25 protein-coding genes are annotated in these 23,312 nt (G+C 67.7%); 10 read left to right on the top strand and 15 right to left on the bottom strand.

Annotated elements, in window-relative coordinates:
- The first annotated feature begins 89 nt into the window (after positions 1–89).
- Both NGM07_RS05970 and NGM07_RS05965 read left to right on the top strand, forming a co-directional pair.
- Positions 90–332, top strand: a complete 243-nt coding sequence (locus NGM07_RS05970) for a DUF5822 domain-containing protein (protein WP_253518333.1) — start codon at positions 90–92, stop codon at positions 330–332.
- A 90-nt stretch (positions 333–422) separates the two neighbouring features.
- Complete coding sequence (locus NGM07_RS05965; protein WP_253518331.1) at positions 423–596, top strand: hypothetical protein; 174 nt, start codon at positions 423–425, stop codon at positions 594–596.
- A 75-nt stretch (positions 597–671) separates the two neighbouring features.
- Here the strand turns inward: NGM07_RS05965 and NGM07_RS05960 are convergent, their stop codons facing one another.
- From NGM07_RS05960 to NGM07_RS05945, 4 genes are all read right to left on the bottom strand, one after another.
- On the bottom strand, positions 672–1,172 hold the full coding sequence (locus NGM07_RS05960; protein WP_253520157.1) for an HAD family hydrolase: 501 nt from the start codon (positions 1,170–1,172) through the stop codon (positions 672–674).
- A gap of 121 nt (positions 1,173–1,293) precedes the next feature.
- Positions 1,294–1,698, bottom strand: a complete 405-nt coding sequence (locus NGM07_RS05955; protein WP_253518329.1) for a hypothetical protein — start codon at positions 1,696–1,698, stop codon at positions 1,294–1,296.
- 51 nt (positions 1,699–1,749) lie between these two features.
- Positions 1,750–2,877, bottom strand: coding sequence for an acyl-CoA dehydrogenase family protein (locus NGM07_RS05950; protein WP_253518327.1), 1,128 nt, complete (start codon positions 2,875–2,877; stop codon positions 1,750–1,752).
- Between the two features lie 545 nt (positions 2,878–3,422).
- A complete protein-coding gene (locus NGM07_RS05945) occupies positions 3,423–4,619 on the bottom strand; it encodes an alanine--tRNA ligase-related protein (RefSeq protein WP_253518325.1) in 1,197 nt (398 codons plus the stop codon).
- A gap of 141 nt (positions 4,620–4,760) precedes the next feature.
- On the opposite strand from NGM07_RS05945, the gene NGM07_RS05940 reads away from it, so the two are divergent.
- A complete protein-coding gene (locus tag NGM07_RS05940) occupies positions 4,761–5,315 on the top strand; it encodes a GNAT family N-acetyltransferase (protein ID WP_253518323.1) in 555 nt (184 codons plus the stop codon).
- 20 nt (positions 5,316–5,335) lie between these two features.
- On the opposite strand, the gene NGM07_RS05935 is transcribed toward NGM07_RS05940, so the two are convergent.
- The 3 genes from NGM07_RS05935 to NGM07_RS05925 form a co-directional block, all read right to left on the bottom strand.
- Positions 5,336–5,788 (bottom strand): hypothetical protein, encoded by a 453-nt coding sequence (locus NGM07_RS05935; RefSeq protein ID WP_253518321.1) that lies wholly within the window; start codon positions 5,786–5,788, stop codon positions 5,336–5,338.
- Positions 5,789–6,133: 345 nt separating this feature from the next.
- Positions 6,134–7,465: a class-III pyridoxal-phosphate-dependent aminotransferase gene (locus tag NGM07_RS05930; protein ID WP_253518318.1), complete on the bottom strand. Its 1,332-nt coding sequence runs from the start codon at positions 7,463–7,465 to the stop codon at positions 6,134–6,136.
- Positions 7,466–7,622: 157 nt separating this feature from the next.
- Positions 7,623–8,888 (bottom strand): MgtC/SapB family protein, encoded by a 1,266-nt coding sequence (locus NGM07_RS05925; RefSeq protein ID WP_253518315.1) that lies wholly within the window; start codon positions 8,886–8,888, stop codon positions 7,623–7,625.
- A gap of 149 nt (positions 8,889–9,037) precedes the next feature.
- Between NGM07_RS05925 and NGM07_RS05920 the strand changes: the two genes are divergently transcribed.
- A complete protein-coding gene (locus tag NGM07_RS05920) occupies positions 9,038–10,297 on the top strand; it encodes an AI-2E family transporter (protein WP_253518312.1) in 1,260 nt (419 codons plus the stop codon).
- Positions 10,298–10,618: 321 nt separating this feature from the next.
- Here NGM07_RS05920 and NGM07_RS05915 read toward each other — a convergent pair whose 3' ends face one another.
- Positions 10,619–10,906, bottom strand: coding sequence for a helix-turn-helix transcriptional regulator (locus NGM07_RS05915; protein WP_253518309.1), 288 nt, complete (start codon positions 10,904–10,906; stop codon positions 10,619–10,621).
- A gap of 204 nt (positions 10,907–11,110) precedes the next feature.
- Here NGM07_RS05915 and NGM07_RS05910 point away from each other — a divergent pair, with 204 nt between their 5' ends.
- Positions 11,111–11,404, top strand: coding sequence for an amphi-Trp domain-containing protein (locus NGM07_RS05910; RefSeq protein WP_253518306.1), 294 nt, complete (start codon positions 11,111–11,113; stop codon positions 11,402–11,404).
- Between the two features lie 355 nt (positions 11,405–11,759).
- Here the strand turns inward: NGM07_RS05910 and NGM07_RS05905 are convergent, their stop codons facing one another.
- The 4 genes from NGM07_RS05905 to NGM07_RS05890 form a co-directional block, all read right to left on the bottom strand.
- Positions 11,760–11,906: a DUF8555 family protein gene (locus NGM07_RS05905; protein WP_253518304.1), complete on the bottom strand. Its 147-nt coding sequence runs from the start codon at positions 11,904–11,906 to the stop codon at positions 11,760–11,762.
- Positions 11,907–11,997: 91 nt separating this feature from the next.
- A complete protein-coding gene (locus tag NGM07_RS05900; protein WP_253518301.1) occupies positions 11,998–13,005 on the bottom strand; it encodes a DUF1028 domain-containing protein in 1,008 nt (335 codons plus the stop codon).
- Positions 13,006–13,051: 46 nt separating this feature from the next.
- Positions 13,052–13,480 (bottom strand): DUF7528 family protein, encoded by a 429-nt coding sequence (locus NGM07_RS05895; RefSeq protein ID WP_253518298.1) that lies wholly within the window; start codon positions 13,478–13,480, stop codon positions 13,052–13,054.
- Positions 13,481–13,716: 236 nt separating this feature from the next.
- On the bottom strand, positions 13,717–13,968 hold the full coding sequence (locus NGM07_RS05890) for a hypothetical protein (RefSeq protein ID WP_253518295.1): 252 nt from the start codon (positions 13,966–13,968) through the stop codon (positions 13,717–13,719).
- 178 nt (positions 13,969–14,146) lie between these two features.
- Here NGM07_RS05890 and NGM07_RS05885 point away from each other — a divergent pair, with 178 nt between their 5' ends.
- Together NGM07_RS05885 and NGM07_RS05880 are read left to right on the top strand one after the other, a co-directional pair.
- Entirely contained in the window at positions 14,147–14,866 is a 720-nt protein-coding gene (locus NGM07_RS05885) for a DUF7117 family protein (RefSeq protein ID WP_253518293.1), read from the top strand.
- A 60-nt stretch (positions 14,867–14,926) separates the two neighbouring features.
- A complete protein-coding gene (locus tag NGM07_RS05880) occupies positions 14,927–15,304 on the top strand; it encodes a hypothetical protein (protein WP_253518290.1) in 378 nt (125 codons plus the stop codon).
- Between the two features lie 19 nt (positions 15,305–15,323).
- Here the strand turns inward: NGM07_RS05880 and NGM07_RS05875 are convergent, their stop codons facing one another.
- Positions 15,324–16,217 carry a bifunctional methylenetetrahydrofolate dehydrogenase/methenyltetrahydrofolate cyclohydrolase gene (locus NGM07_RS05875; protein WP_253518287.1) on the bottom strand — a complete coding sequence of 298 codons (894 nt, stop codon included), beginning with the start codon at positions 16,215–16,217 and terminating at the stop codon, positions 15,324–15,326.
- A gap of 205 nt (positions 16,218–16,422) precedes the next feature.
- A complete protein-coding gene (gene glyA / locus NGM07_RS05870; RefSeq protein ID WP_253518285.1) occupies positions 16,423–17,670 on the bottom strand; it encodes a serine hydroxymethyltransferase in 1,248 nt (415 codons plus the stop codon).
- 105 nt (positions 17,671–17,775) lie between these two features.
- Here glyA and NGM07_RS05865 point away from each other — a divergent pair, with 105 nt between their 5' ends.
- Positions 17,776–19,887 (top strand): hypothetical protein, encoded by a 2,112-nt coding sequence (locus NGM07_RS05865; protein ID WP_253518282.1) that lies wholly within the window; start codon positions 17,776–17,778, stop codon positions 19,885–19,887.
- Between the two features lie 28 nt (positions 19,888–19,915).
- Here NGM07_RS05865 and NGM07_RS25305 read toward each other — a convergent pair whose 3' ends face one another.
- Positions 19,916–20,050, bottom strand: a complete 135-nt coding sequence (locus NGM07_RS25305) for a hypothetical protein (RefSeq protein ID WP_256524825.1) — start codon at positions 20,048–20,050, stop codon at positions 19,916–19,918.
- A gap of 316 nt (positions 20,051–20,366) precedes the next feature.
- Here NGM07_RS25305 and tbsP point away from each other — a divergent pair, with 316 nt between their 5' ends.
- Both tbsP and NGM07_RS05855 read left to right on the top strand, forming a co-directional pair.
- Positions 20,367–21,191: a transcriptional regulator TbsP gene (gene tbsP, locus NGM07_RS05860; protein ID WP_253518279.1), complete on the top strand. Its 825-nt coding sequence runs from the start codon at positions 20,367–20,369 to the stop codon at positions 21,189–21,191.
- A 159-nt stretch (positions 21,192–21,350) separates the two neighbouring features.
- Entirely contained in the window at positions 21,351–23,126 is a 1,776-nt protein-coding gene (locus NGM07_RS05855; protein ID WP_253518278.1) for a YcaO-like family protein, read from the top strand.
- The last annotated feature ends 186 nt before the right edge of the window (positions 23,127–23,312 follow it).

The raw sequence follows: 23,312 nt of genomic DNA, 5'->3' as shown, positions 1-23,312 counted from the left end.
CAAGTAAACGTGTTCGGTTTTCGACGCACCAACGTTCGACGCACGTCGAATCTACAAGGCTTAAGCCCCGCGGGGCCACCCTTCGAGACGTGCCACAGCCGGTCGAGACGCACGACCCCGAGGGCGTCGACTACGGGTGGGTGATGCAGGTCACGTTCGTCGTCACCATCCTCGTCGGCGCGCCCGTCGTCGCCGCGATAGCGTGGGCCACGGGCGTCCCGCTCCCGACCTGGGAGTCGCGGGTTTCGTTCGCGGTGCGGGTCGGCGCGCTCGTCTGGTTCGTCGTCGCCGTCTCGGTGTTCCTCTACGCGCGTCGCCACCAGGCGGAGTAGCGAAGCGGAGCGGTGTGCGCTCGCCCGAATTCCTGTTGGCGAGTTAAAACGAAACGGTTTAGTTCGCCGTCAGGAACTTCAACCGTAACGATGGACGCCGGCGCCCTCCAACGCTTCGCACTGCTCCTCATGCTCTTCGGCGGCGTGCTGGAACTCTCCGCGGCGGTCCAGGAGTCGTGGGGCGGCCTGTTCGACCTGGGGATTCCCATCATGTTCCTCGCGCTGTTCGTGGGGACGTTCGGGACGGTGCTGGGTCTGCGGTAGGCGTCGAAAACGCGTCGGACGAACGGAGTCGGCGTTCGCCCGCACGGCCGACCCGCGAGTCGGCCGTGCGGGCGCTCAGACCCACTCGAACCGCGTTCCCGCCCGGTCGGCCGTCTCCTCGTCACTCGCCGAATCGCCGACGAAGAGCACGTCCTGGGGGTCGACGCCGAGTTCCTCGACCGCCGCCAGTAGCGCCCGCGGGTGGGGTTTCCGCTCGGGGACGGTTCCCCGGCCGACGACGCTGTCGACCGCGCCGGTGAGGCCGTGTTCTTGGAGCGCGATGTGGACCGCGTCCTCGTGGTTGAGCGAGCAGACGCCGACCGGCACCTCGCGGGCGAGCAGTTCGTCGGCCAACGGGAGGCGCTCGGAGGCCCGCGCGCCGTCCCGCTCCGCGGCGGCGATGAGTTCGTCGGCCTCGTCGCCGACGCCGGCCTCCTCGGCGGCACTCAGCAACTCCCACGCGTCCAGCGGGCCGGCGTCCACGCCCTCCTCGTCAAGCAGCGCGGCCAGTCTACGCTCGACGTCGTTCCAGTCGACCGCGAGGCGGACCACGGTCCCGTCGAGGTCGTACACCACGGCCGCGAGAGAATCGTCTGCGGTCGTCGAGTTCGGCGTCGTTGCGGCGTCGCCTCCGGCGGCGTCGTCTCGGGTCACGCTCGGCGGTATGCGGAGCGCCAAATTAGGCGTGTCGGTGGCCTCACCGGAGTTCGGCCTCGACGGCTTCCACCGTGGCGGTGACGTCGGCGTCCGGCGCGAGCGTGAAGAAGATGCCCTCGCCGTCGACCAGCACCCGAACCAAAATCACGTGCTCCATCACGGTGACGAACGAGCGGACCTCGCCCGCGCCCCGGAACAGTTCCTCGAACAGTCCCTTCTCGGTGAAGTCGACGTGAACGTACGAGTGGACCTCCGAGAAGTGGTCTTCCATCGCCTCGCGGTCGGCGTACAGCGAGAGGGTCACCTCGTCGGCGTGGAGGACGTGGAACTCCTCGGGCGTGTACTCGACAGATAGCAGGACCGCGTCGTCGGTCACCTCGCGGACCGCCGCGAGCGCCGAATCGGCGTCGAACGCGACGAGTCTCGCGGATTCGGATACGGCCATCGCTGGTCGCTTCTATTCGGGCGGCTGAGATAAACGTGGTGATAAATCGAACTACTCCAACAGGTTCCGCGCGATGACCTTCTTCTGTATCTCGCTGGTCCCCTCGTAGATGGTGGTGATCTTCGAGTCGCGGTACATCCGCTCGACGTCGAAGTCGGTGGTGTAGCCGTAGCCGCCGTGGATCTGGACCGCCTCGTTGGTCACGTCGACCGCGGCCTCGCTGGCGAAGTACTTCGCGGTGCTCGCGGCGAGTTCGACGTCACCGCCCTCGTCGTCCTTCCGAGCGGCGTCGCGGGTCAGCAGGCGGGCGGCCTGGGTCTGGGTCTGCATGTCGGCGAGTTTGTGCCGGATGGTCTGGATCTCCGAGATGGGCTTGTCGAACTGCTCGCGGTCCTGGGCGTACGCCAGGGCCTCGTCGAGCGCCGACTGGGCGAGGCCCACCGACTGGGAGGCGATGCCGATGCGCCCGCCGGTCAGGATGTGGAACGCCGCCGAAAGTCCCTTGCCCTCCTCGGTGAGGCGGTTCTCGACGGGGATGCGCACGTCGTCGAAGATGAGCGAGGTAGTGTCGCTCGCGCGCAGGCCGAGTTTGGCCTCCTTCTTGCCGACCTCCAATCCATCGACGTCCTTCGGGACGACGAACTGGGTGATGGAGCGGGGGTCCTCGCGGTCGGTCTTGGCGAACAGCACCACGACGCCGGCGCGCTGGCCGTTGGTGATCCACTGCTTCTTGCCGTTTATCACGTACTCGTCGCCCTCCCGGCGGGCCTCGGTGGTCATCTCGGCGGGGTTCGACCCGGCCTGGGGTTCCGAGAGCGCGAACGCGCCGACCGGCCGACCCTCGGCCATGTCGGGGAGCCAGCGCTCCTTCTGGTCGTCGTCGCCGAACTCCGCGATGCAGGAGGTCGCCAGCGAGTGGACCGACATCGCGGTCGCCACGGAGAGCATCCCGTAGGCGACCTCCTCGTTGACGATGCTGTAAGTCAGTCGGTCGACGTCGAGGCCGCCGTACTCCTCGGGCACCGTGAGGCTGGTCATGTCGAGTTCGGCGAGGCCGTCCCACACCTCCTCGGGGAACGACTGCTCGCGGTCGGCGTCCTCGGCGGTCGGCCGAATCTCGTTGACGGCGAACTCCCGGACCACGTCCCGAATGGCTCGCTGCTCGTCGGAGAGGTTCATGCTTGCCCGGAAATTCGGCGACTGGGTGGAAAAAGTTGCCTCTTTCGGGTTCGGCGGTGGGGGTACCGTTTGCGGAAATCGTTCGTATGGTTGCGACTGTGGCCGTCACTCGCGCAATGACGATGAGAACGCGACTGCGACTGCGACCGCCACTTACACTCCACAAATGAGGAACCGCACCGCGACCGCCGTCGGACCGAAGGTCCGACGAGCCTGCACTCGCTCCGCTCGCGCAGACGCAGGCCACACACCTCCCCAACCGACTCCTTCGCGCCTTCCAGGCGCTCAGTCATCCCTCGCACGGAAGGGCGCGACACGAGGTCGCGCCTGCGCGCGCCGGAGGTTGAATTCGGACAGGAACGGCCGACGTGCCAATCTATCGGAAACGCTCGGTCAAGCAACCGACAGGGTGGGGCTTTCGAGACGTTCTCCCTCGCTGTCGGTGCTGTCGCGAGTAGTGAGAGGACGGGGGATTTTGAGGCGGTTATCGCTTTGATCGTTGTCGGTTCCAGTAGTTCGTCGAAAACGCAGAAACTACAGACCCTCTACTCTCGCAAGAAAGCCACGACCTCCTCCGGCGCGGCGTTCAGGCCCCCACCTTGGGCGAACGTCGGGGACCCGCCGCCGCCACCGCCGAAGGCGTCGGTCACCTCGTCGACGACCTCGCCCGCCTCGGGCGTCCCAGACGTAGCGGCGACCACGAAGGTCGCACCGTCCTCGCCGGCCAGCACCACCGCGTCGGCCGCGTCGCCAGCGAGTTCTCTGGCGCGGTCGGCGACCTCGTTCGGCCCGAACCCCAAGACGGTTCCGACCAACCACTCGCCGCCGTCGCGTTCGACGGGGTCGTCGCCCAGGTCGGCGAGGCGGGCCGCGAGCACCTCCTCCTTGGCGTCGGCGAGGTCCGACTGGAGTTCCTCGACGTCGGCGCTGACGCGGTCGGCGGCCTCGGGAAGGTCGGCCACGCCCACGTCGAGCGTTCTGGCAGCCTCGCGGGCGGCTCTGGCGTCGGCGGCCCGCCGACGGATGGCCGCCGGGCCGACCGCGAACTCGACGCGGGTCATCCCCTCGCCGGGGTTCGAGCGGTCCAGAACCGTCACGGGGCCGATTTCGCTGGTGTTCGAGACATGAGTTCCCCCGCAGGCCGCCCAGTCCCAGTCGTCGACGGTGACGACTCGGACCGCGTCGGACTCGCTCATCACGCCCTCCTCGGTCTTGGTGTTGAACGCGACCTCCTCGCGCTCGCGGGCTTCCTGCTCGGAAACGTCCTCCCAGGTCACGTCCAGCGAGTCCCAGACCGCCCGGTTGACGAGGCGTTCGAGTTCCACGAGCGTCTCGTCGTCGATGTCGGTCGTGGTGGTGAAGTCGACCCGGACCTTCCGCTCGTCGATGCCGAACCCGCCGTAGCCGAGGTCGTCCAGGAGCTTCCGCCCCGCTCCGTAGAGGACGTGGCTGGCGGTGTGGGCCCGCATCGTGTAAGTTCGGAAGTCGTCGTCGATTTGCGCCCGGACCGTCTCGCCCGCCTCGAAGTCGGGGTCGGCGGCGAGGTGGTGGACGACCTCGCCGTCGTCGCCCTTCTCGACGTGCTCGACCGCCACGCCGCCGAGGTTGCCGCGGTCGGCGGGTTGCCCGCCGCTCTCGGCGTAGAAGTACGACTCGTCCAGGGTGACCGCGCGGCCGTCGATGTCGGCGACGGTCGCCTCGAAGCTCCGCACCTCGGGTTCGCGTGCCGCGAGTTGACTCATACCGTGAGGGGAGTCGCGCGCCGACTAAAGGGTCACGCTACCGGAGATACCGCCGGAGCACCCCGTCGGCCGTTCGCCAGAACGCTCCGGCGGCTCGGGGGAAAACGTCTTGTCGAGTCCGCCCACACTCCGACTACGACGATGCCAGGAGCACGTGTCGCGCGCGGCGAGCGAGTCTCGCTCCGGACGGTCGAGAGCGAGGACGACTCGTTCGTCCAGCGCGCGCTGGCGAACCCCGACGTTCGCTACCCGATGGGCAACCCGGTGATGAGCCGAGCAGAACTGGAGCGCCACCGCGAGGAGTCGGACGACGACCGGTTCCTCGTCTGCCTCGAAGCCGACGACGTCGGTCCCGGCCGACCCGCCGAGGAGGACGTGACTCGAATCGGCCAGGTGAACGTCGACGACGCCGACTACAAACGTCCCGAACTCGGCTACTGGCTCGTTCCGGACGTTCACGGCGAGGGCTACGGCGCAGAGGCCGTCTCGCTCGCGGTCGACTACGCCTTCCGGGAGTACGACACTCCCGCCGTGGGCGCGGAGGCGTACGACTTCAACGACGCGTCGCGCGGTCTGCTGGAGTCGCTCGGATTCGTCGAGGAGGGCCGGCGGCGCAAGTACATGTTCGTCGACGGCGAACACCGCGACATGGTCCAGTACGGACTTCTCCGCGAGGAGTGGCGCGAAAGAGATTGACGTCGGCTCGGCGCGCGGAGCTACGTCGACGATTCGCGTACCCGGAGGTTCCGCCGGACGCGCGCCTTCAGGTAGTCGATGCCGGCCAGCGCCGCAGGCACCGACACCGCGAACCCGCCTAGCAACGTCCAGTCCCGGATACCGAGTTCGACGCCGAGCGCGACCATGGCGCCGACGAACGCCGCCGTCGCGGCCGCGACGGCGGCCGTCTTCCTGACCGCCCGCCGGAGGTCGAACCGGCGCGTCGGCCTGAAGACCAGGTTCTCGGCCGCGACGGCCAACCCGACGCCCTCCGCGACCCCGACCGCGGCGTACGCCGCGGTCGGGTAGTCGGGAAGCGGGTGGGGAAGCGCGACCACCGCGAGGACGGTCAGGATGCCCAGCGCGCCGGCGTACGGGGTTCGGACGACGGAGAGCAGTCGGGCGACCGGCGAGGGGTCCTCGGCGAGCGAGTCGCTGAGTTCGTAGGGCATACGCCGAGAGTCGTCCCGGCCTTTTATCAATCTCTTGGGGTTCCGAGGTGTTTCTGCGGAGAGCGGTGAGCGAGCGACGGAACCGTTCGAGAGCGTGGCGGTGACTGAACGCTCCGAGAGTACGGAAGTGACCGAACCGTTCGACACGAGGTGAGTCACGAGAAGCTAGCTACTGCCGATGCGAAGTATCCGTGTCACCGGGCGCTTCCGGTAGTTCGTCTCACCGGGCGCTCCCGGTGGTTGGGGTGGTCGAGCGCTTCAGGTGGTCCGTCGCACGCCGTCTCGCCGGACGGTGAAATTCGAGGAACCGCCCGGTGCGGCGGTCGAATCGTCGCGGGACCTCCCTTACGCCACGTCTTCCACGGCGTCGGCGAACACCGAGAAGCCGAGCTCGATCTCGCGCTCGGTCACGTCGAGCGGCGGGAGCAGGCGCAGCGTCTTGTAGCCGCAGCCGAGGGTGAGCAGGCCGCGCTTCTTGGCGGCCTCCATCGCGGCCTCGCGGCGTTCCTTGGTGTCGAACTCCACGGCGAGCATCAGGCCGCGACCCCGGACGTCCTCGACGTTCGGGAGGTCGGCGTCCTCCAGGAGTTCGGTCATCTGGCGGCCGCGCTCGATGGCGTTGTCGAGCAGGTCGTACTCTTCGATGGCGTCGATGGTGAGCGCGCCCTGGAGCGAGGCGAAGACGTCGCCCGCGCCCCACGTCGAGGAAAGTCGGCCCTTCTCCTCGGGGAAGACGTCCCGCCGCGAGATGGTCGCACCGACGCGCAGGCCCTTCGCGGCGGTGATGACGTCGGGGTCGAGGTCGAGGTGGTCGACGCCCCACATCTCGCCGGTCCGGCCGAGTCCGGCCTGAATCTCGTCGCTGATGACCTTCACGCCGTACTGCTCGCGGATTTCGGCGAGGTCGTCGACGAACCCGTCGTAGGGCGTTCGGTAGCCACCTTCGCCCTGGACCGGTTCGAGGATGACGTAGGCGACCTCCTCGGGGTCGAGGATGCCCCGACTGCTGTCGAACTTGTCGGCCAGCACGTTGCCGCCCGGCCCGTCGGTCCGCCACTTGTCCTCGTACTCCTCGGCGGTCGAGGGGTACGGCAGCGAGACGACGCCGCCGATTTCGGGGTAACCCTGGCGGTGGACCCGCTTCGAGCGGTTGAGCGAGAGCGCGCCGAGGGTGCGGCCGTGGAACGCGCCGTCGAAGGTGAACGCGCGGTGGCCGCCGCTCGCGTAGCAGATCTTGATGGCGTTCTCGACCGCCTCCGCGCCCGAGTTACAGAGGAAGACGGTGTCCATGTCGTAATGGTCGGTGAGGTCGGTCAGTCGGTCCATCAACTGGCTGGGACCGGGGAACTCGGGGTCCTCGGGCGGCCAGCCCCCGGCGGCGTAGAAGTCCTGGCCCGCGATCTTGGTCGGGTCGACCGCGTCGAATTCGGCCAGTTTGTCCATAATCTTGGGGTTGTTGTACCCCAGCGGGGCGGCCGCGACGTAACTGGTGAAGTCCAAGAGGACGTTGCCGTCGACGTCCTTGCAGAACGGTCCCTCCGCCTCCTCGAGGTAGTCCCAGACGAAGTCGTAGACGTAGGTGCTCGGCGCGGAGAACTGGTGGTGATAGTCGGACCACTCTCGCGCTCGTTTCCCCGGCATCTCCTCCACGGTGGGTTCCGCGGTGTCCCTGTCCATGAATTCCGATATGTAAACTCGCGTTTTAAACCGTTCGTTGTGGTTCGGGCAATACCTGCGAGCGCCCGGTCGGCGTCGGCGCCCGAGGTCCGGCGCGCGGCGCGCCGGACCCCGGTAGTACCGTCCTCCTCGGTTCTCCGAGCATCGCCCTTCGCCGTCACACCGCCGCGAGCACCGCGGCGATGCCCGACCCGGCTAACAGCACGACGCTCCACGCGGCGACCCGGTAGGAGAACTGACGATTCGACGCCGACAGGGTGAGCGCCGCCTTCACCGCGATGGAGGAGGCGGTCGCCAGCAGGATGCCGACGACCGCGGTCTGCTGGTCGATGGTTCCGCCCCGGTAGAGCAGGACCGCAGAGGAGGTCGTGCCCGCGCTCGAAACCAGCCCCGACAGCAGCGAACTTACGTAGAAGCCCGCCGAACCGAACTGCTGCTGGGCGAAGGCGCCGCCCGCGATGACCAGCAGGAAGATGGCGCCGAAGCCCAGGGCGTTCCGAAGCGAGAACGGACTTTCGAGGTCGATGTCGAGGTTCTGGGACCAGTCGGCGGTGTAGGCCGCGATGGCGACGCTCCCGAGGATGACCGCGCCAAGTGGGAGCAGCGCACCCCAGAGGAGGGGGACGTCGCTACCGAACGTAAACGCCAGCGCGATGCCGAGGTTCCGGACTGCCATCGCGGCGTCGGCCAACAGGATGGCCGCCACGCCGTAGGAGGCGGCCTCCGGGCGCTGGCGGACGTGGTCGAGCATCGTCCCGACCACCGCCGTCGAGGACGCCAGGCCGCCGAAGAAGCCCGTGACCGCGATGCCCCGGCCGCCGTAGGATTCGACGACCGCGTAGTTGACGATGCCGATGCCGGCGACGGTCACCACCATCAGCCAGACGACCCGCGGTTCGATGCCGAACGCGAGCTTCTCGTTCGGCAACAGCGGGTAGATGACGAACGCGAGGATGGCGAACTCCACGGCCGACCGGAGTTCCTGGCGCGACATCCCCCACGCGAGGCTGTGTAGCTCGCGTTTCAACACGAGCAGCAGCGACGACAGCACCGCCACGGTGACGCCGACGAGGGTGTGGCCCTCCATGACGAGCGCGCCGACGCCGAACGCAACGAGCATCGACACCGATGTCGTGAGCGCCAGGCCCTCCTCCTCCTCGTCCTCGGCGGTCAGCCCCTGGACCGCCAGCAGGATGCCCTGGACGATGACCAGCAGGCCACCGAGCAGCAGCATCACGTCCCGGTCGAGGATGGTGAATATCGCACCGAGCAGGCTGATGAGCGTGAACGTTCGGATGCCGGCGGGCTTGTGCGACCACTCGCGCTCGAGACCGAGGAACAGTCCCAGCGCACCCGCTAGGGCGACGCGAACGACCTGGTGGTTCAGCGGCGCGGCGGCCAACGAGTCGGCGATTCCCTGCACTATCCGTACGATAGGGGTGCGTAGACTAAATATCCCACCCCGCAAGCGGCAAGTAGCTCGCCGCTGGCACCGCTTTCGCGCCGCTCTCCGCCCGCCCCGAATGACATCAGTGTACGAACCTTTTTGTCCCGGGCATACAGTCTCGGCGTATGGTCGCCGGCTGGGACGTAGACCGCTCGCGCATCGCCTGGTGGCTCTTCGGCGCCGTTCTGGGAGCGGCGGTGCTGTTCGTCGTCTACTCGTTCGTCGGCACCTTCGTCTTCGGGGTCTTCATCTACTACTCGACCCGCCCGGTGTACCGGCGGTTGCGCCGCCGGGTCGGGCCGCCGAGCGTCGCGGCCGCCACGGCGCTGCTGGTGCTGGCGCTCCCGGTGTTGCTGTTGATGACCTACACCGGCGCCATCGCGCTCCAAGAGTTCAGCAAGGTCGCCAAGCACACCGACATCAACGGACTCCAGGCTGCGATTCAACCGTACGTCGACGTCTCGGAACTCGCCAAGAGCCCCGAGGAACTGATCGCCAACCCCGACCCGGCGGTGATTCGGAGCATCGGCGAGTCGGCGCTCCAGTACCTCGGTCTCATCGGGACCGGCGCGCTCCACCTGTTCGTGATGATCGCCATCGCGTTCTACCTCCTCCGGGACGACCACAAGCTCTCGCGGTTCTTCCGCCGGCAGTTCGCCGACGACGGCGGCGTCGTGGGCGCGTACGCCCGGTCGGTCGACCGCGACTTCAACAGCATCTTCTTCGGCAACATCCTGAACGCGCTGATGACGGGGACCATCGGCGCGGCCGCGTACAACACGCTCAACCTCGTCGCGCCGCCGGGAATCGCCATCCCGTATCCGACGCTCCTCGGCCTGCTCGCGGGCGCGGCCAGCCTCATCCCCATCGTCGGGATGAAACTGGTCTACGTCCCGGTCGCGGCGTATCTGGGCGTCGAATCCACGCTCGGCGCGCCGGAACTGCTGTGGTTCCCGGCGCTGTTCGCCGCCGTCTCGTTCGTCGTCGTGGACACGATTCCGGACCTCGTGTTGCGCCCCTACGTCTCGGGCCGGGACCTCCACGTCGGCCTCGTGATGCTGGCGTACATCTTCGGTCCGCTCCTGTTCGGCTGGTACGGCATCTTCCTCGGACCGATGGTGCTCGTGCTGGTCGTCCACTTCGTCCGCATCGTGCTGCCCGAACTCGTCGCGGGCGAACCCATCCGGCCGTGGGCGGTCGACCCGACGTACCTCTTCAGCGACCCGCAACCGGTCGTGGACGCGCCCGCGGACGCGGAGGACGCGACGACAGCGCCGGGCGGGGTCGACAGCGCCCCCGACGGCGGTCGGGAGGTCGACGGCGGCGGGAGAGACGGAGGGACGGGCGAGGACGACGGGGTGCCGACGGAGCCGCCGGAGCGCTAGGAATCCGCCGAACGCAGCGCCGTTCCGTCGCGCGGACAGTGCGTGTACTCCTCGTTTCGCGTCCGAAATCCGCACCGAGGACACTCCCGCACGCCCGCGCTTTCCGCCCCGGGCGCGCCGGACCGCGCCCCGTCGCGCCCGTCCGCTCGCCGTCGGTCGCTCCGGGTTCGACGCCGGAACAGGAAGGGGACGAACGGGACGACGAAGAACACGAACGGCGTGCCAAAATAGTACCACGCGACGAACGTAACCGCGAGGCTTACCGCCGCTCCGACCAGCGCCGTCGCGGTCCGGGAACTCACCATCCGACCGAAGGCGTCCTCAGGCCTCGACGCTCAAATCGACGTACTGTGCCTCCCACTCGCGGCGGGCCTCGATTTCGCGCGTCCCTCGCCGGGTCAGCGTGTAGTAGTTGGTCCGGCGGTCGCGCTGGCCCTTCTCGATGAGGCCTTTGTCGACGAGGGTGTCGAGGTTGGGGTAGAGGCGGCCGTGGTGGATTTCTTTCTCGTAGTACGACTCCAGTTCGTCTTTGATGGCGAGTCCGTGCGGTTCGTCCAACCCCGCGATGACGTACAGCAGGTCGCGCTGGAATCCTGTCAGGTCGTGCATCGGTGACGTACGAGGTACATTTTCTATCGAATTGAAGATAACGGCCCATCGTCTTTCCGTCTTCGAGCGTCTTTCCGCCGTCTCGCCGCGATTCGTAAGTCCCCCTCGCGTCCTTTCCGGCCGACGTCACGTCGTGGCGAGGCGACGCGCGGTCGGGGCGGAGGTGGCGGCGTCCTTAAGGGTCTACGAAGCATCTCTTTGCTCATGCCAGAGGAAGTGCTGTTCAAGACGGAGCACCGCCAGTCCCGGAGCGAAGTCGCCGCGTACCTGCGAGCCGTCGCGGAGAAACTGGAATCGGGCGGGGACATCACCCTCTCGGCCGGCGACCAGTCGGTGACGCTCGCACCACCCGCGGAACCTACCTTCGAGGTGAAGGCGGAACGCGAGACGTCGGGCGGCGGCGGGCCGGCCGAACTCAGCGTGGAGTTCGAACTGGAGTGGGACGAGGGCGACGCCTCGGGCGGGTCTGCGTCGGACGGGACGCTCCAGATCGAGTAGTCGAGCGCCAGCCGTCGCTCGGCGGTCGTGTTTTCCGAGCTATATCGGCTAATCCGTAGAACTTGCTCCGGCGAGTAGTTCGGCGACCGTCGTTCGAGCGCGCGACGAGCGCTTCGCTCGCGAACGTAGTTTGCGTCAAAAGGAAGCGGAACACGCGGGGGTGAAAAAGCCCCGCGAACCGCTTGCCGCCCTGAATTGGTCCCCGCTGACGCTTCGGCCCTCCAAGCGAAGCGTCAATTACACCATGTCACCATAACACCTTAAAGCTACCGGCGACGGAGATCCGTGCCGGATATCCGACAGAAACGACACCTAGAGGATCGTACGGTAAAAATTCGTCAGCGGAGTCGCCGGTTCACATGTGCTCCTCTTCGAGCACCCATCCGAGTGCCCGCTTGTAGTACGTGAACATCTGCCTGACGCCCTCGTGGCGCATCTCGTCGCTGTCGAGGTGCTCGCTGAGGAACTCGTACTGCTCGCGGATCTCTTCCTCGTCTCGCATACTTCGGTCTTCGGGGCCGCGAATAATGAGTCCGGTGGGACCGATGTCGGCGCGCGGCGACGCGAAGCGCGTCGCCGCGCGCCGACCGCCCTCACTTCCGGTCGAGTCGCGAGAGGCCGTGCCAGATGGCGTCGACCAGTCGCTCCTCGCCCGACCCCTTGGCGTCGTCCCACCCGCGGGCCAGCGCGTCCTCCAGCACCGCGAGGTCGTGGTTCTCGAAGTTGTTCATCCCGCGAAACGCCTCCAGGGCGTCGCGGTCCGACTCGCCGAACGCGCCCGACGCGTCGGGCGCGTTCGGCGAGTCGGGGGCGATTTCGCCGTCTCCGTCGTCGTCCGTGGCTCCGTGCCCGCTTCCGTCCTGCGTCTCGTCGTACATCCCGAGGTCGGCCAGCGTCTCCCGAACTGCCGCGGCGGTTTCGCCCGACAGTTCCCGGCACTCGTCGGGTTCCTCGCGTTCGAGCAAGGTCACGTCGTAGATCTTGAACACCCGCTCCAGTTCCTCAATGGGCGTCTCGTGGTCGTCGACTCGCACGTCTATCCACCGGTCGTTCTTGCCGTCGTAGCCGCCCTCAGGCTTGACGACGTAGAGCGCCGCGCTCTGCTCGCCGCGCTTGTCGCCGCCCGCGTCGTTGCCCGCGTGCAGGGCCGCGATGAGTCGCTCGGGGAGGCCGCCTTCGGTTTCCTCGAAGGCGGCTTCCATCGCCTCCAGGGTTTCGCGATTCTCGAGGATGTTGCCCTGGACCGTGTAGTTCTCGCCCTGCGAGTCGTCGGCGAACTCAAAGCACTCCGCGCCCGTGAACGCCGCCACGGAGCCGTCGCTGCCGACGACGCCGACCTGTCGGCTGGCCGATTCGGGGTCGTCGTCGGTCAGTTCCGCGACGATCGCCTCGGCCGACTTCCCCGCCCGAAGGAGGTCGAGTCCGTCCGGGCCGTAGGCGACGTTGGCGAAGCTCTGGGTGGCTATCGCGCCCGCGTCGGCCGCCGCGAAGGGGACGACCGACCCGACGCTGACGAACTTCGACTGGACGGCGACGCCGACCGCCTCGGTTTCGGGGTCGCGCGCGACGATGGAGAACGTCGATGGTCGCGTTCGGGTCATGCGACACGCATCGGAGGCGTCGGCGAAAAGCGTTCGGTCGGCGGCGTCAGTCTCCGGTGTCACCTCCGTTCCCGTCTCCGCGGCGTTCTTCGTCCTCCGGACCTTCGTCCGACCGCTTGCGGGCGGTCAAGGGTTGGCGCTTGACCAACTCGCAGTCGAAGGCCGGATGTTCGGCGAAGTGGTGGACCAGCACGTGGCGGCGACCGCCGGTGAGGCCGGTCCGCCCGACGTCCTCGGCGGCGAACTCCCGCGGGAGGCGGTCGTAGAGCCGACGCAGCGCGTCGAAGCTCTCGAACACCTTCCGGTGGCCCGAGGAGTTCGCACGCCTGCGCGCGACGACGTAACTCCCGTTCTCGCGGTGTTCGCCGACCGTTCGGAAGAACTCTCGGCGCTCGGTCAGCGCGTCGCCGAGCGCCGCGCGTAACTGGTCGGCCTCGGCTCTGGTGAGTTCGTGGGTTCGTCCCGCGACGGTCACCGCGACGCCGTCTTCGGACTCAGAAGTAGCGGTTGGCTCGGCCGAGAATTTCTCGACCAGCCGCCGACTGGCGACTTACTCTATCCTCGGTAGCCTCGGTGGCGAGGCCGTGACTCGACATAGTACAATACCGTAGCGGGAGCTACCTGATAAAAGGTGCGGTGGTCGTGGTGGCGAACTCGCTTGCGGCGGTGACGTCGCTAGTCGCGGTGAGACGGCGGTCGGCGACCGCCGTCTCACCGTCGCGACAGCAGCAGTGCGACGACCACGACGTTGTAGACGGCGAGTCCGGCCAGCACCGCCCCGGCCGACAGGCCGACGAACAGCGCCGCGACCACCAGCGAGTCGGTCGAGAACCCGCCGACCAGGAGCGCCAGGCAGAGCAGGGCCGTCAGCACGAACCCCAGCGGGACGCCGTACTCCCGCCAGAACCGCTCTCCCACGGGCGTCCTGAACCGGAGCAGCTTCCCTTCGGCGTCCCGTTCCATGCGCCGAGTTCGTAGACCCGAAGTATAAGCGTTGAGGCATGTCGGGGTTTCCGGTGCCATCGTGGTGGCCGAGCGGCGGCGACCGGCGTTCGGCCGGCGACGGCACGAATTCGGCCACCCGAGACGCCGGGTCAGAACTTTCGCGGAGATTTTGTGTTCGGCCGCCCAAGCAACCCCCATGAAGGTCCGCGGCGAGCGCGATTGCAAGGACTGCGGGACGCGGTGGTCCTACTACGAGACGGGGAGCGTCGAGTGTCCATCCTGCGGAAGTCTCCACAGCGTCGGCGTCGAGGACTCGCGCGAACTCCACACCGACGACCCCGGCGAACTCGACCTGACCGCGGCGCGCGACGCCGTCGACGCCGAACCGCTTCGCCGGGTCGCGGAACTCGCTGAGGAGGCGGCCCGGTCGTACGTCCGCCGGCGCGGGTTCGTCCGCGGCGGCGACCTGGTCGAACTCGACGACACCTACCTGTTGGCCCGGGAACTCCGTCACGTCGCCGCCGAGGTCGGTCGCGCGATGGACGTCAGCGACGACGAGGAGTGGTACTTCCTCGAACTCCTCCGGTGTGCCGACCGGGACGAACGGCCCGCGCCCGGCGAGGTCCCGTCGTCGTTTCGGACGCTCCGCGGCCTCGCGTACGGCGAGGCGGTCCGGGAGTACCGCGGCGAGATGGCCGACTGGGCCGACGAGTACGGCGCCGACGAGTTAGGCCGCGACGCCCTGGAGACGCTCGGCGACCACGCCAGGCGCGTCCTCGCGCTCGACGGCGACGTCGACCCCGAGGCGGCCGAACGACTCGCGGCGGCGGCCCGCGACGTGGCCGCGTACCTGCGTGACGACGACGAGGACGCGCTGGTCAGCGCGCGCGACCGCTTCGAACGACTGGCGGAGTGACGCGGCGCCGTTTACATTGGGGGACCAACATTTTTAGCGAGGGAACTCGACTCTCCGACCATGGCGACGGACGACGGCTCTCTCCGCCACCGCGCGGCCGAACTGCTGTTGGCGTTCGTTCTGCTCGCCGGGGTGCTCTGGGCGTGGGTCGACGCCGACCTCGCGCGCGCCACGGGCGTCGCGGCGTTCTTCGGAGACGGCTCGGTCGTTCGACTCGTCGGTTTCACAACTCTGCTGGTCGTCGTGGTCGCGTGGTACGTCCGACGGCGGAACGCCGGCGGTGACGAGTCGACCGACCGGGAAGTCGAGGGGTCGGGCGAGGAGTACATCCGTTACGTCTACAACAGCGGAGCCGACGCCGCCAAGGAGAGCGACCGGCTGAAAACCGAGGCCGAGCGTCTCGCGGAAGCCGACCGCGAGGCGAATCGGCGGCGGTGAGTACGGCGAGGAGAACGAGTTACGGCAGGTCGACTTCGACGCCTTCCTGTTCGCCGGCGGCCTTCACGGTGTTGTAGAGCAGCATCGCGCGGGTCATCGGCCCGACGCCGCCGGGGACGGGCGTGATGGCGCCAGCGACCTCCTTCGCGGATTCGAAGTCGACGTCGCCGACGAGTTCGTAGCCCTTCTCGGTGTCGGCGTCGACGCGGTTGATGCCGACGTCGATGACCGTCGAACCCTCCTTCAGCATCGACCCGTCTATCATCTCGGGGACGCCCGCGGCCGCGACGACGACGTCGGCCTCGCGGGTGTGGGCCGCGAGGTCCTCCGTGCGCGAGTGACAGACCGTCGTGGTCGCGTTGCCGAACGGCGCCTTCTGGACGAGGAGGTTCGCCATCGGCTTGCCGACGATGTCCGAGCGCCCGACCACGACCGCCTCCGCACCCTCGGTTTCGACGTCCGCGGCTTCGAGGAGCTTCTGGATGCCGTGGGGCGTACAGGGCTTGAAGCGGGCGTTCCCGGCGACGAGTCGGCCGACGTTCTCGGGGTGGAAGCCGTCGACGTCCTTCGCGGGGTCGACCGACCGGAGCACGCGGCGGGTATCGACTTGGTCGACCACCGGCATCTGGACCAGGATGCCGTGGACCTCGGGGTCGGCGTTGAGGTCGTCGACGGTGTCGTAGAGGTCCTGCGCGGGCGCGTCCTCGTCGAGTTCGACGTGGATGCCCTCGATGCCGACCTCCTCGCAGTCGCGCTGTTTCATCGAGACGTACGTCTCGCTCGCGGGGTCGTCGCTCATCAGGACGGTCGCGAGTCCGGGGCGGACGCCCGCGTCGGCGAGCGTCTCGATGCTGCCCTGCAGGCCCTCGCGTACGTCCTCGGCGACGGCGTTGCCGTCGATTATCTCGGTCATTGTCGGTCAGTGGGACGCCGACGCCCTTGAACTCTCGGGTTCGTGCTCATCTTGGGTGTTTCTGGACTCCAAATAGGCACGAACGTGCAACGAAATTCGGACTGGCGTCGGTACGCCGGCCGAGCGTTCTGTCTTGGCGGTGAACGACAAGAGGGAACTCCGACGCCGACTCGAACCGGTGAAGCCGAAAAAGAACCGGGTTCGGTTACTCGTACAGCGGGTTCTGCTCGCAGAGGTCGAGCACTTCCTCGGCCACTTCGGCCTTCACGTCCTCGTCGTCGGGATTGTCGACGACGTCGGCGATGAGTTCGCCGACGTAGCGCGTATCCTCCTCGTCGAACCCGCGGGTCGTGAGCGCGGGCGTGCCCGCGCGGATGCCGCTGGGGTTGAACGCCGAGCGGGTTTCGCCGGGGACGGTGTTGGCGTTGAGAACGATGCCCGTCGATTCGAGCGCGTCTTCGGCGTCGCCGCCCGTGAGGTCCGGGTGGGACTCCCGGAGGTCCACCAGCACGAGGTGGGTGTCGGTCCCGCCGGAGACGACGCCGAGGCCCTGCTCCTGGAACGTGTCGGCGAGCGCCTTGGCGTTGTCGACGACCTGCTGAGCGTACGCTTCGAACTCGGGTTCGAGCGCCTCCTTGAAGCCGACGGCCTTGCCCGCGATGTTGTGCATGAGCGGGCCGCCCTGCGCCCCGGGGAAGACGGCGCTGTCGACGTCGTCGGCGTACTCCTCTTTCGTCATGATGATGCCGCCCCGGCCGGCCCGGATGGTCTTGTGGGTCGACCCGGTGACGAAGTCGGCGATGCCGACCGGCGAGGGGTGGACGCCGGCGGCGACCAGGCCGGTGATGTGGGCGATGTCGGCGAGGTGGTAGGCGTCGACCGAGTCGGCGACCTCCTGGATGGTCTCCCACTCGACGGCGCGGGGGTACGCCGAGTAGCCGGAGACGACGATGTCGGGGTCGAACGACTCGGCCTTCTCGGCGAGTTGGTCGTAGTCGATGTAGCCCGTCTCGGCGTCGACCTCGTACTGTTCGACGTCGTAGAGCTTTCCGGTGAAGTTCGCGGGGTGACCGTGGCTCAGGTGGCCGCCGTGGGTCAGGTCGAGCGAGAGGATTTTGTCGCCGGGTTCGAGCATGGCGAGGTAGACGCCCATGTTCGCCTGGGTCCCCGAGTGGGGCTGGACGTTGACGTGTTCGGCGCCCCACAACTCCTTGGCGCGCTCGACGGCGAGGTTCTCTATCTCGTCGGCGTTCTCGCAACCCGCGTAGTACCGCGACCCGGGGTAGCCCTCGGCGTACTTGTTGGTGAGGACGCTCCCCTGGGCTTGCAGGACCGCTTCGCTGACGTGGTTCTCGCTCGCGATCATCGCCAGGGTTTCGCGCTGGCGCTCGACTTCCGATTCGAGGGCGTCTGCGACCTGCGGGTCGACTGCCCGGACGCGGTCGTACTCCATAGGGAAAATCGGTGCGTCCCGGGGCATAAGTGTACCCTTAGCGGGACTCCTTGCAGTGCCGACAGAAATATAAAGACGGGGTGAGACACCTTGTGTGACGCCGACATGATCGAGTGGGAGGAGACGGAGACCGGGTTGCGGGTCTACGACCGAACCAAGACGGAGGTGCCTATCGACGCTCGCGGATGGGAACGAACCGACGAGCGCCACGACATCGACCGTCCGGTCGACGCGACCGTCTCCGGTTTCGTCTCCGAACTCCGCCTCCCCGCGGCGGTGGTCCGGGTACTGGGCCTCGAATCCGGCGAGGAGTACCAGCACGGCGGCGACACCACCCCGCTGGAACTCCCCGACGACGACTACCTGCTCGACGTGAGTCTCAACATCAAGACGTACCTCCGATTCTCGGGCCGGGCGACGGTCTGGAAGAGCGACGACTTCAACGACCTCTACCTCCGGTTCCCCGAACCGACGCTCCTGACCTTCGGCTTCCGGAGTCACCACGAGGAACCGGTCGACACCATCACCGTCGCGCCCACGCCGTCGGGCGTGGCCGAGGCCGTGACGCACCTCCCCTCCTCGCACAAGGTGTCCGGCCCCGAACGTTCGTACCCCAACCTCCGGGGCCACCCGCCGAAGGTCGAACTCGGCGAGCGGACCGAGATTCCCGAGCGGGTCCGCCGCGAGCGCTTCGAAACCGGCATCGAACTCGTGGTGCCAGACGACCTCCGGTACGTCTTCGTCGCGGCGCCGCTCGCGTACTACCTGCAGGCGCGACTCCGCGTCGCCGACCGCGGGGCGCCGGTGTTACGCGCCCCGGAGGGCGACGTCGACCGCGCGTTCGCGCCGCTTCCGTGCTTCCAGCACGAGGTCGCCGACCTGCTTCGGCGGGTGTTCTTCCTCGACTGCCTCGTCCGGAACGCCGGCGAGTACAGCTGGGAACTGGCGGAACTGCCGCTGCTCGACCGGTTGGACGTCGACGCCGAGTCGACCTACCGGGCGAGTCCGGCCGAGCGACTGGCGACGTACCTCGACGCCGCCTACGAACGCATCGACGACGACCTGCCCGAGTGGCACCTCTCGATGTACGTCGACCCCGTCCCGGGCAACGCGACGATGCTCCCGTACTTCCTCGATAGTCTCAGCCTGGTCTACCTGCCCGAATCGTCGGACCTCGAGAAGAACGAACTCCTCAATCGATCCATCGACGACTTCTACCGCGCCAAGCGACCCGCCCCCGACGCGGGGACGCCGGAGACGGCCACCGCCGAGGTGGCACGGGGGTCGTCCGGCCCGGTCAAGTCGGTCGACAGGCGCGACCCCGTCCTCCACGAGGGCCGCGTTCACGGCTGGCTCGCCGAGGGCGTGCCGATAGACGTGTTCAAGGTCGTCCCCGAGGCCTACGAGAACCGATTCAAGTACCTCGACCAGACCGGCGGCGACATCGACGTGACGGTCATCCTCAACGACGAGGAGATGGCCGACGAACACGAGGAGGTCGCCAACATCTACCGCGAGCGCGCGAAGGACCTCCCCATCGACGTGACCGTCCACGAGTACCTCCGGAAGGACGAACTCGCCGACGTCCTCGAATCGCGACACGACTTCGTCCACTACATCGGGCACTGCGAGGCCGACGGTCTGCGGTGTTCGAACGGTCACCTCCCGGTTTCGGACATCGAGGAGAGCAACGTCCAGACGTTCTTCCTGAACGCCTGCGGGTCGTACTACGAGGGCCGGGACCTCGTCCGACGGGGGAGCGTCGCGGGCGCGGTGACGTTCACGAAGGTGTTGAACAAGCAGGCCGTGAAAGTCGGCGTGGCGTTCGCTCGACTGCTCATCAACGGCTACAGCATCGCCCACGCGCTCCACCTCGCCCGGCGCCGCATCATGACGGGGAAGGATTACGCCGTCGTCGGCGACGGCTCCCGCCAGCTCACGCAGTGCGACAACCGGTTTCCGGTGTTCGCGACGCTCGAGCGAATCGACGGGCGGCAGTTCACTGTCTCGCTACGGAATCTCCCGCTGAGTAGCCCCGGCGGTTGCTTCCAGATCTACGACGACAGGCACGACGAACTCTACCTCAACGGCGCGACGACCGAGTCGGTCTTCTCCCAGGAAGAACTGCTCACGTTCCTCGAACGCGCCAAGATGCCGCTGGTCTACGACGGGACGTTCTACTGGTCGGACGAACTGCGCGAAAAGTTGACGAACTGATCGGGGTTGCGGACGTGTCGACCGGTGTTTACGGACCGTTCGTGCCGCCGGTCGCGTCCAGAAGCCCGATTTCCATCATGTACCCGCCGGCCAGCATCAGCGTGTACGCGCCGTTCATCGCTCGCGGGTGCCGTACGAACCATTGTCGAACTTTGTCACGCATGGCGTATCCTCCCATACCCGCTTATCTCACTTCATTCTTTCGTACCTTTCATCAATTAGTTATAGCGAGAATAACATTTGGAAAGACGCCGTTGAAACTACGATACCTCTCGTAGAAGCAATGAGACGAACGCTGGCGTCGCCGTCGCCCGCTCTCGGACGTCACATAATACAACCGATAGTTCGTGTGAAACCGAAATCCCGCGGGGGAGTTCGGTTAGAATTACGGAGCTTACCGATTCATCTGCCCGTATAATCCGTGATTTCCTGCCATTACTAACGTTAAAATTAAGTAGGGGTAAAACGTTTGTCGCCGCATGGACACGGAATCGAACCTGCTCGACAAGGAGATCGGCGAGATCCTTCGGAGCGTCATCGACGACGCTCCGGAGACGCTGCTGGTCGTCAACCCGTCGAGGGACACCATCGAAGAGCTAATCAACGTCGCCACCGCGTACGACGGCGACCTCCCGTCCCTGCGCATGCTCGCACAGGAGGGGACGCTCAAGGACGTCATGGAGGACTTCATCGTCGCGAGCAACGCGGCCGACCTCATCGACGCGGGTAACCTCTCGCTTCGCACGACCAGCGAGGTACCGAGCAACTCGCTGCTCGTCACCGACGAGGTCGTCGTCGCGCTCGTGACCGCCGCCGACCACGTCGGCGGCCTCACCGCCGCCAACGGGACGTTCGTCTCGGAGGCCTACGAGTCCTACAACGACCAGTGGGAGAGCGCCGACGAGTTCTCGCTCCGCACGCCCCCGATCACGCGGGTCCGCGAGACGCTCGGCGAGGAGATCAGCCCCGACGCCCAGGAGGACTTCGACGAGGTGCTCGCCTCGATGGAGACCGCTCGCGGCGACGGCGACGGTCTGGACGAGGTCACCATCAGCCTGCTCGTGGCCGCGAAGAACGAAGCCCTGCTGTACGACATCAGCAAGTGGGGCGAGGACGTCGGCATCGCCAGCAAGGCGACGTTCTCGCGGACGAAGACGAAGCTCGAGGACATGGGCCTCATCGGCACGGAGAAGGTGCCCATCGACGTGGGCCGACCCCGTCTCCGCCTGAAGCTCGCCAACGATGACCTGCGGAACGCCGACACGGACCAGCTCGCGGGCGTCGCCCAGAGCATGCTCAACTGAGTGGATTCACGCTTTTTCGCGCCCTCGACCCGCCAGCGGTAGCACTCTCGCGGTGTCGAATTCGGTCGCCGTGTCGCACCCTCACGGTTTCGTCGTTATCGCCGTCTTCGCGGGACCGGTAACATCGCGTTTTTACCCCTCGGCTCCGACCGTCGAGCCATGGACACGCCGACAGTCGCGCTCGTCGGAGCGGGGCCGGCCGCCGAGGCGGTTCGCGCGGCGCTCGCCGACGCGAGCGCACGCGCGACCGGAACCGACGTAGACGGCGTCGCGTCGGCCGACTTCGCCGTCGTCGTCGGCGAAGTCGGCCGACGCGAGTTCGAGCGCGCGAACCGAATCGCTAGGGAGAGCGGGACGCCGTGGCTCGCCGTCGAACTCGGCGGCGTCGGCGGTCGCCACCGGGTGACCGCCGACGCCGCCGTCTCGGGGTTCGCCCCCGAGACGGCCTGCTACGAGTGCCTGCGGACACGGGTCGCCGCCAATGCGACCGACGATGAGACGGACGAAGCCGACCCCGAGTACGACCCGGCGACCGCCCGCTTCGCGGGCGCGATCGCCGGGCGCGAGGCGGCGCGCCTGCTGTCGGGCGGCGAGTCGACGATTCTCGGCGGGGTCGTCGAAGTTCCGCACGCCGAACGACGCCTCCTGCCCGCGCCGAACTGCGAGTGCGACGAGTCGGCGTCGGCGCCCGACGCCGACTCGACGGGCGTCGCCGGCCACGACCGCTGGCGGGCCCTCCAGTACGACGAAACGACTCTCGACGACGCGTTCTCGCGAGCGGAACTGACCGTCGACGACCGCGTGGGCGTCGTCCGGTCGGTCGGCGAGGCCGAGTCGTTCCCCGTTCCCTACTACCTCGCTGAGATCGGCGATACGACCGGGTTCAGCGACGCGCAGGCCGCCGAGCAGGCCGCGGGCGTGGCGGCCGACTGGAACGAGGCGCTGATGAAGGCGCTGGGCGAGGCGCTGGAGCGGTACGCCGCGGGCGTCTACCGGGAGTCGGCCTTCGAGGTCGCCCGCGCGGGCGATCTCGATTCGGCGGTCGCGCCGTCCGCGTTCGTCCGGCCCGACGACTATCCCGACTTCGACCCCGGCGAGGCGCTCCCGTGGGTCCGGGGTCGTGACCTTCACACCGGGTCGTCGGTCCACCTGCCGGCGGAGTTCGTCCACTTTCCGCCGCCCGCCGCCCGCCACAAGCCCTCGATAACGACCGGTTTGGGTCTGGGTAATTCGCCCGCGCAGGCGGTGCTGTCGGGCCTCTACGAGGTAATCGAGCGTGACGCGACGATGGTGGCCTGGTATTCGACGTTCGAACCGCTGGAACTGACCGTCGCCGACGAGCGGTTCGAGACGCTCGCCCGCCGGGCGCGCGCCGAGGACCTCTCGGTGACGCCGCTGCTCGTCACGGGCGACGTCGACGTGCCGGTGGTCGCCGTCGCGGTCCACCGCGAAGACGAGTGGCCGAGGTTCGCGGTCGGCTCCGATGCCGACCTCGACCCGGACGCCGCGGCGGCGTCGGCGTTGGCCGAGGCGCTCCAGAACTGGACCGAACTCCGCTCGATGGGCCGCGAGGACGCCGCCGACGCCGACGGCGCCATCGGTCGGTACGCCGACTTCCCCGACCCGGCCCGCGAGTTCGTCGACGCGGAGACGGCGATTCCGAGCGCGAGCGTCGGCCCGTCGGAACCGCCGGAGGGGACCGCCGAACTCGACGCGGTCCTCGACCGCCTCGCCGACGCCGACCTCACGGCGTTCGCCGCCCGCCTGACGACCAGAGACCTCGCGTCGCTCGGCTTTGAGGCGGTCCGGGTGCTGGTCCCCGACGCCCAACCGCTGTTCACCGGCGACTCCTTCTTCGGCGAGCGCGCCCGGACCGTCCCGGCCGAACTCGGCTTCGAGTTCCGACCGGACCGCGAGCCGCATCCGTACCCCTGAAGGCGGCACGGCGTCGGGGTCGAGCCTAAATCGCGAGCCGCGACCGGGGGTACGGACGACGGAAACGCGCCCGGCGTTCCGAGCGGTCACCGCGACTCGCCGGACGTTCACTACCACCGCCGGGATTTAAGTCACCGGCCGGAGTACGTGCTAGGGTATGTCATTATTTGTCACGAACGAGTTCGG

Source organism: Halorussus vallis (genome assembly GCF_024138165.1).
GTDB lineage: Archaea > Halobacteriota > Halobacteria > Halobacteriales > Haladaptataceae > Halorussus > Halorussus vallis.
This window is presented reverse-complemented; position numbering and strand designations above follow the sequence as displayed.